At 38.8% G+C, this 6093-nt stretch carries 5 protein-coding genes and 2 tRNA genes; 6 read left to right on the forward strand and 1 reads right to left on the reverse strand.

Annotated elements, in window-relative coordinates; all coding sequences use genetic code 11:
• Nucleotides 1-80 precede the first annotated feature (80 nt).
• Entirely contained in the window at nt 81-578 is a 498-nt protein-coding gene (greA, locus tag EUBHAL_RS10585; RefSeq protein ID WP_005349231.1) for a transcription elongation factor GreA, read from the forward strand.
• Between the two features lie 14 nt (nt 579-592).
• Here the strand turns inward: greA and EUBHAL_RS10590 are convergent, their stop codons facing one another.
• Complete coding sequence (locus EUBHAL_RS10590; RefSeq protein ID WP_005349234.1) at nt 593-1669, reverse strand: LacI family DNA-binding transcriptional regulator; 1077 nt, start codon at nt 1667-1669, stop codon at nt 593-595.
• Nucleotides 1670-2000: 331 nt separating this feature from the next.
• Between EUBHAL_RS10590 and EUBHAL_RS10595 the strand changes: the two genes are divergently transcribed.
• The 5 genes from EUBHAL_RS10595 to EUBHAL_RS10615 all read left to right on the forward strand — a co-directional run bounded on the left by EUBHAL_RS10595 (nt 2001) and on the right by EUBHAL_RS10615 (nt 5930).
• Nucleotides 2001-3056, forward strand: coding sequence for a glycerol-3-phosphate dehydrogenase (locus tag EUBHAL_RS10595; RefSeq protein WP_044923052.1), 1056 nt, complete (start codon nt 2001-2003; stop codon nt 3054-3056).
• A gap of 30 nt (nt 3057-3086) precedes the next feature.
• Nucleotides 3087-4751: a ribulokinase gene (locus EUBHAL_RS10600; protein ID WP_005349240.1), complete on the forward strand. Its 1665-nt coding sequence runs from the start codon at nt 3087-3089 to the stop codon at nt 4749-4751.
• 197 nt (nt 4752-4948) lie between these two features.
• On the forward strand, nt 4949-5524 hold the full coding sequence (locus tag EUBHAL_RS10605) for an NUDIX hydrolase (RefSeq protein WP_005349241.1): 576 nt from the start codon (nt 4949-4951) through the stop codon (nt 5522-5524).
• A 164-nt stretch (nt 5525-5688) separates the two neighbouring features.
• Nucleotides 5689-5774: transfer RNA gene (locus EUBHAL_RS10610), tRNA-Ser, on the forward strand.
• 67 nt (nt 5775-5841) lie between these two features.
• Nucleotides 5842-5930: transfer RNA gene (locus EUBHAL_RS10615), tRNA-Ser, on the forward strand.
• The last annotated feature ends 163 nt before the right edge of the window (nt 5931-6093 follow it).

Consider the following 6093-nt stretch of genomic DNA (forward strand, 5'->3'; position numbering starts at 1 on the left):
ATATCTAAGTAACGGAATAGATATATTGAATTGTAATGCAAAAAATATAATACAAAAATATATCAGAAAGGGAAATTATCATGAAACATAAACTCACCCAGCAAGATGTAGATAAAATGAAAGCAGAAATCGAACACCGCAAAGTCGAAGTAAGACCGGAACTGCTCGAACATGTAAAAGAAGCCAGAGCACATGGCGATTTAAGCGAAAACTTCGAATACCACGCTGCCAAAAAAGAAAAAAACAGAAACGAAAGCCGAATCCGTTACCTTGAAAGAATGATCCGAACCTGTGAAATCGTAGAAGACCACTCCAATGCCGACCAGGTAGGCTTAAACAAAACGGTAACTCTCTACTTCGAAGAAGACGACGAAACCGATAAATTCTCCTTCGTAACTACTGTACTTGTAGATACGATGCAAAACCGTGTGAGTATTGAATCTCCGTTAGGAAAGGCACTCCTCGGACATAAAAAGGGCGAGAGAGTCTATATTCCGGTAAATGCACAGTATGGGTATTATGTTGAGATTAAGGAAATTGAACCCTTTGATGAAGATGTACCGTTGAATGAATACTGATTTGCCTACGGCAACTAGAATTTTCTCCCCGTAGATTTGCGCACAATCAACTGTGGTTCATACTCCAGCCGCATAATATAAGCGTGGGAAGTCTCATCTTTCTTCTGCGTATTCTTTCGGTGAATCATATCCACCGCCTCTTCGCCCTTTCGCACCGAAGCGTGGTCAATCGTAGTCAGTGCAATCTGTGGCATGGCAGATAAGGTGATGTTATCAAAGCCACAGACGGAAAAATCTGCAGGAATCCGATAACCGTGGTCAGAAATTGCTGCCATGATTCCAAAGGCAGCCATGTCATTGTTGCCGATAAACGCAGTGGAAGAAGTGTGTTCTTCTAAAGCGTGTGTGGCCAGATCATAACCATTCTGGTATTCCGCATTTTCCAGTGGATAGCGGTCAAAGGCAGGTTGGCTTTGATAAAGAACAGTAAGATGTTCTAAAGGAATACCATGTTCCCGGAAACTGGATTTAACACCATCAAGCCGGTGAATTCGTCCAATTTCCTTTCCTCGAATCGGCGTAGAGATGTAAGTAATATCCGTGTGCCCAAGCGAAAGCAGATAATTTGCCATAATATGTCCCTGTTTGCGGCTGTCAAGTTCCACAGAGTCAAACTGACAGGAAAGAGGCTTATCCCCAACAGAGATAACCGGAAAACGCTTTGAGAGGGCATTGATTTTCTGGATTTTTGACAGTGGATAGAGACAGATTATGCCGGCAAGCTGCACACGGGCAAATAAATCAAGGTAGAGTTCCTCTGTGGCGGCATCTCTTCCGGTTGAAATAGTCATGACAGTATAATCATATTCTTTCGCATGGTCAGTGATAGACTGCATCATCATCGAGTAATAGCCATTTGTTACCATTGGGCATAGCACGACAATTGTATTTGCAAGAGATTTTTCCTGTACCAGTTCTTTTGGTACAGGTTTTTTGTATCCAAGCTCTTTTGCCTTTGTCTTTACTTTTTGTACGGTCTCTTCGGTAAAGGACACATTCGCCTTATTACTGAGGATCATAGAGACAGTGGACTGGGAGATTCCAAGTTCCTCGGCGATGTCTCTGGTAGTGACTCGATTCCTTTTTCCCATAAAAAATACCCCTTTTTTGATTTATTTTAATTAATAGCTGCGTATTAATCTTAGTACATTTTTGATTAATAATATTATAGTATTGATTAATTCGTTTTACAAGGCATTTCCTTATGTTTGCATTTCCTTTTTTAGCAGGAAGAAAAATGGAGCGAAAAAACAGGGGATTAATCAAATGAAATGATTAATAAAAAGCACGCGAATACCTAGTAAATAAGCGAATTCTGTCGTTTGACTTTAGGAAAAAAATGTGGTTACATGTAGTCATCAGATAACGAAACAAAAAACAAAACAAAGATGTTATTTAAGATTTTTTACAGGAGGATTTAAAATGAGTGTTATTACTTTTGTTTGTGCAGGTCAGATGAATTCAGCAATTACTTTTCCAGCTTTTGAAAATGGTCATGAGGTAAGATTAGTTGGTTCTCCTCTTGACAGAGACATTATCTATGGATTAAAGAAAGATAATTTCCACATCACATTAAAGAGAACGCTTCATGACGGTATCAAATATTATCAGATTGAAGAACTTGAAGAAGCATTAAAGGGAGCAGATTTAGTTCTTGGCGGTGTGAGCAGCTTTGGTCTTGACTGGTTCTGTGATGAGATTCTTCCAGTATTACCAGAAGACGTTCCAGTTCTTACAGTAACAAAAGGAATGGTTGACTTAGAAGATGGTACCTTAGTTCCTTATCCGCACATTTTTGCACAGAGACAGCCAGAGGGCAAACATCTTAATTTAAATGCAATCGGTGGTCCATGTACAAGTTATGAATTAGCAGACCATGATGACAGCCATGTTGCTTTCTGTGGAAAAGATATCGAGACATTAAAATATATCAAATCTCTTTTAGAGACAGATTACTATCATATTTCCCTTTCTACAGACGTTGTTGGTGTTGAGTGTGCCGTTGCTATGAAAAATGCATATGCATTAGGTGTAAGTCTTGCGGTAGGTCTTGCAGAAAAGAGAGATGGAAAGATTGGAAGCCAGCATTACAATTCTCAGGCAGCATTATTTGGACAGAGCGTAAAAGAAATGACAAAACTGCTTGAGTTAATCGGTGGTAAGCCAGAAAATATCATTCACGGGGCAGGCGATTTATATGTAACAATTTTTGGTGGAAGAACTCGTAAGATTGGTACTTTATTAGGACGTGGACTTTCTTTTGAGGAAGCGATGGCAGAATTACAGGGGGTAACATTAGAGTCTATCGTTATTTCCACAAGAACAGCAAGAGCCGTAAGAAAGCTTGCAGAAAGAGGAATTGTTTCTTTAGAGGACTTCCCATTATTGATGCATGTAGATGCAATCATCAATCAGGGAGCAGAAGTAAATATTCCGTGGAAAGACTTTACATGGAATGATTTTTCTTTAGCAGAATAGTATCAGTTGGGAAAGAGAAGGAGAATACTTATGAGTAAATATGCGATTGGGATTGATTATGGTACGTTATCAGTGCGCGCACTTCTTGTAAATATTGAAACAGGCGAAGAAGTGGCTGCAAGTATTTATGAATATCCACATGGGGTTATGGAAGAACATATTCCGTCAGGAAAAAAGCTTCCGGTAGGATGGGCGTTACAGGATCCACAAGATTATTTGGAAGGATTACTTGTTACAGTAAGAGATGTTGTTTCAAGAAATAAAATTCTTCCGGGGGAAGTTGTAGGTATTGGAGTGGATTTTACTTCTTCTACGGTAATTCCGGTGAAAGCAGACAAAACACCGCTATGTCATCTTCCAGAATTTAAAGAGGAACCACATGCTTATGTGAAATTGTGGAAACATCATGGTGCGGAAGAAGAAGCAAAATTGATGAATGATGTTGCTGTAGCACGTGGAGAAGAATGGCTTCCGACATATGGTGGCAAAATTTCCAGTGAGTGGATGTATCCAAAGATTTATGAAACACTGCGTCATGCGCCAGAAGTTTATGATGCGGCTGATCGTTTTATGGAGGCAGGAGACTGGATTATCTGGCAGATGACAGGAGAAGAAACAAGAAGTGCCTGCTGCGCAGGATATAAGGCATATTATCATCATGAAAAAGGATATCCATCAAAAGATTTCTTTAAAGCGGTAGACCCAGGAATGGAAAATATCGTTGCTGATAAATTAGATGCTCCAATTAAAGGAGTAGGAGAAAAAGCGGGACATTTAACAGCTTCAATGGCAAGAGAAATGGGGCTCATGGAAGGAATCCCAGTAGCAACCTGCATTATTGATGCACATGCATCCTTACCAGGCTGTGGAATCGGAGAGCCGGGTAAAATGATGATTATTGTAGGAACATCTTCTGTACATATGATGCTCGGTGAAAAAGAAGTCGCAATCAAAGGTTCATCAGGAACTGTAAAAGACGGAATTATGCCAGGATATTTTGGCTATGAAGCAGGCCAGTCCTGTGTTGGTGACCATTTTGCATGGTTTGTTGAAAACTGTGTACCGGAAAGTTATGAACAGGAAGCCCGTGTTCGTGGTATCTCCATCCATCAGCTTCTTTCTGAAAAATTGTCCACATACAAAGCAGGTGCAAGTGGATTATTGGCATTAGATTGGTTTAATGGTGTGCGTACTCCGTTAATGGACTTTAACTTAAATGGTCTTATTATGGGAATGAACCTTTTAACAAAACCAGAAGAAATCTATCTTTCTCTTATTGAGGCAACGGCATACGGAACCCGTATGATTATTGAAGGATTTGAGGAAGCCGGCTTAGAAGTAAAAGACATTACATTAAGTGGTGGTATTCCAATCAAAAATGAAATGCTTGTACAAGTATATTCTGATGTATGTAATCGAAAAATTAAAGTTGTTGATTCTACACAATCAAGTGCCCTTGGTGCGGCAATTTTAGGTGCAGCAGCGGCTCCGGAGCGTATTACAGGTTTTAAAAATGCTAATGAAGCAGCAAAGAAGCTTGGAAAAGTAAAAGATAAAGTCTGGGAGCCAAATCAGGATAACGTTGAAATCTATAATGAACTCTATGAAGAATATAAAACCTTGCATACTTACTTTGGAACTGGTATAAATGATGTGATGAAACATTTAAATAATATCAGGGAAAGAAGAAAATAGTACATAACTATTCCGATTCATACATATAGACAGTAGTGCAGCGGTCTGTTGATAAATTAAAATGAACAGACTGGTGCACTTTTCGGGTATATTCCAAACGCGCTTTATCTCATTAGAAAATATTTTTTAAACATATTTTTTAATGAGCTATAAAATAGAAATTGTGAAAGTATATGAAGTAAAAAGTGAGGTAGCAAATGAATTCTTTAAAAAAGATAAAAGAGTGGCTTAACACATTTACATCTTTTAATGAGCAGGAACAAGTGGACTGTCAGCGCATAAGGCAGTTTTTAGAGGAAGAAGAGAATCTTTTACTGCGTGATAATGTAAAAATGCATTTTACAGCATCTGCATGGGTATTAAACCCATCTAAGAATAAAGTTCTGATGCTCTACCATAATATTTATCAGTCATGGTCCTGGAGCGGAGGTCATGCAGATGGAGAAGGTGACCTTTTATCTGTTGCAATGAAAGAAGTAAAAGAAGAGAGCGGCCTTGTTTCCTTAAAACCATTGTCAGACTCTCCAATTTCCATCGAAATTCTAGGAGTCCAGCCACATTATAAAAAACAGAAATATGTCAGCGCACACCTGCATCTAAACTACACCTTTCTTCTCCATAACACAAAAGAAGAAAAATTAAAAATCTGCCCGGAGGAAAACAGCAAGGTGGGCTGGCTTTCTCCAGATGAAGCGGTACGTTCATCCACAGAAGCGTGGATGAAACCAATTTATAAGAAACTTAACCAGAAGATGAGAAAGTATTTGGGATGAGGATAAACAGACGAACCAAAGAAACCCGCAAACTTGCACTTTTCGTCTATTGAAAAAGCAAATCAAAAAAATAAAAAAAATTGAAAAAAGTTGTTGACATATGCAAAAAGAAGTGATAATATAAGTGAGTCGCTTGTGAGAGCGCAACAAAATAAAAAACATATGGAGAGGTGTCCGAGTGGTTTAAGGAGCTGGTCTTGAAAACCAGTGATACTGAAAGGTACCGTGGGTTCGAATCCCACCTTCTCCGTATCATCTATTTAAATAGGAAGTCATTGGTTTGTACATCCTCTTTGAATAAGTTTTGTTGACTATTTGGAGAAGTACCCAAGAGGCCGAAGGGGCTCGCCTGGAAAGTGAGTAGGTCGTTAATAGCGGCGCAAGGGTTCAAATCCCTTCTTCTCCGTTGTGATTATTAATCACAAAAAAGTACTTGACATTCTTGAAAGAGAATGATAAAATGTACAAGCTGTTTTCGAAAGAAAGAAACAGCAAAATAAAAAAGTTCTTGACAAAAACTTCTGAATGAGATAAAATAAAGAAGTTGTGTCGCAAAAAAAAGAACACAC

Source organism: Anaerobutyricum hallii DSM 3353, assembly GCF_000173975.1.
GTDB lineage: Bacteria > Bacillota > Clostridia > Lachnospirales > Lachnospiraceae > Anaerobutyricum > Anaerobutyricum hallii.

Excerpts from the sequence above, each read along its gene's own strand:
- greA (WP_005349231.1), top strand. The coding sequence starts at position 81 with ATGAAACATAAACTCACCCAGCAAGATGTAGATAAAATGAAAGCAGAA.
- EUBHAL_RS10590 (WP_005349234.1), bottom strand. The coding sequence starts at position 1,669 with ATGGGAAAAAGGAATCGAGTCACTACCAGAGACATCGCCGAGGAACTT.
- EUBHAL_RS10595 (WP_044923052.1), top strand. The coding sequence starts at position 2,001 with ATGAGTGTTATTACTTTTGTTTGTGCAGGTCAGATGAATTCAGCAATT.
- EUBHAL_RS10600 (WP_005349240.1), top strand. The coding sequence starts at position 3,087 with ATGAGTAAATATGCGATTGGGATTGATTATGGTACGTTATCAGTGCGC.
- EUBHAL_RS10605 (WP_005349241.1), top strand. The coding sequence starts at position 4,949 with ATGAATTCTTTAAAAAAGATAAAAGAGTGGCTTAACACATTTACATCT.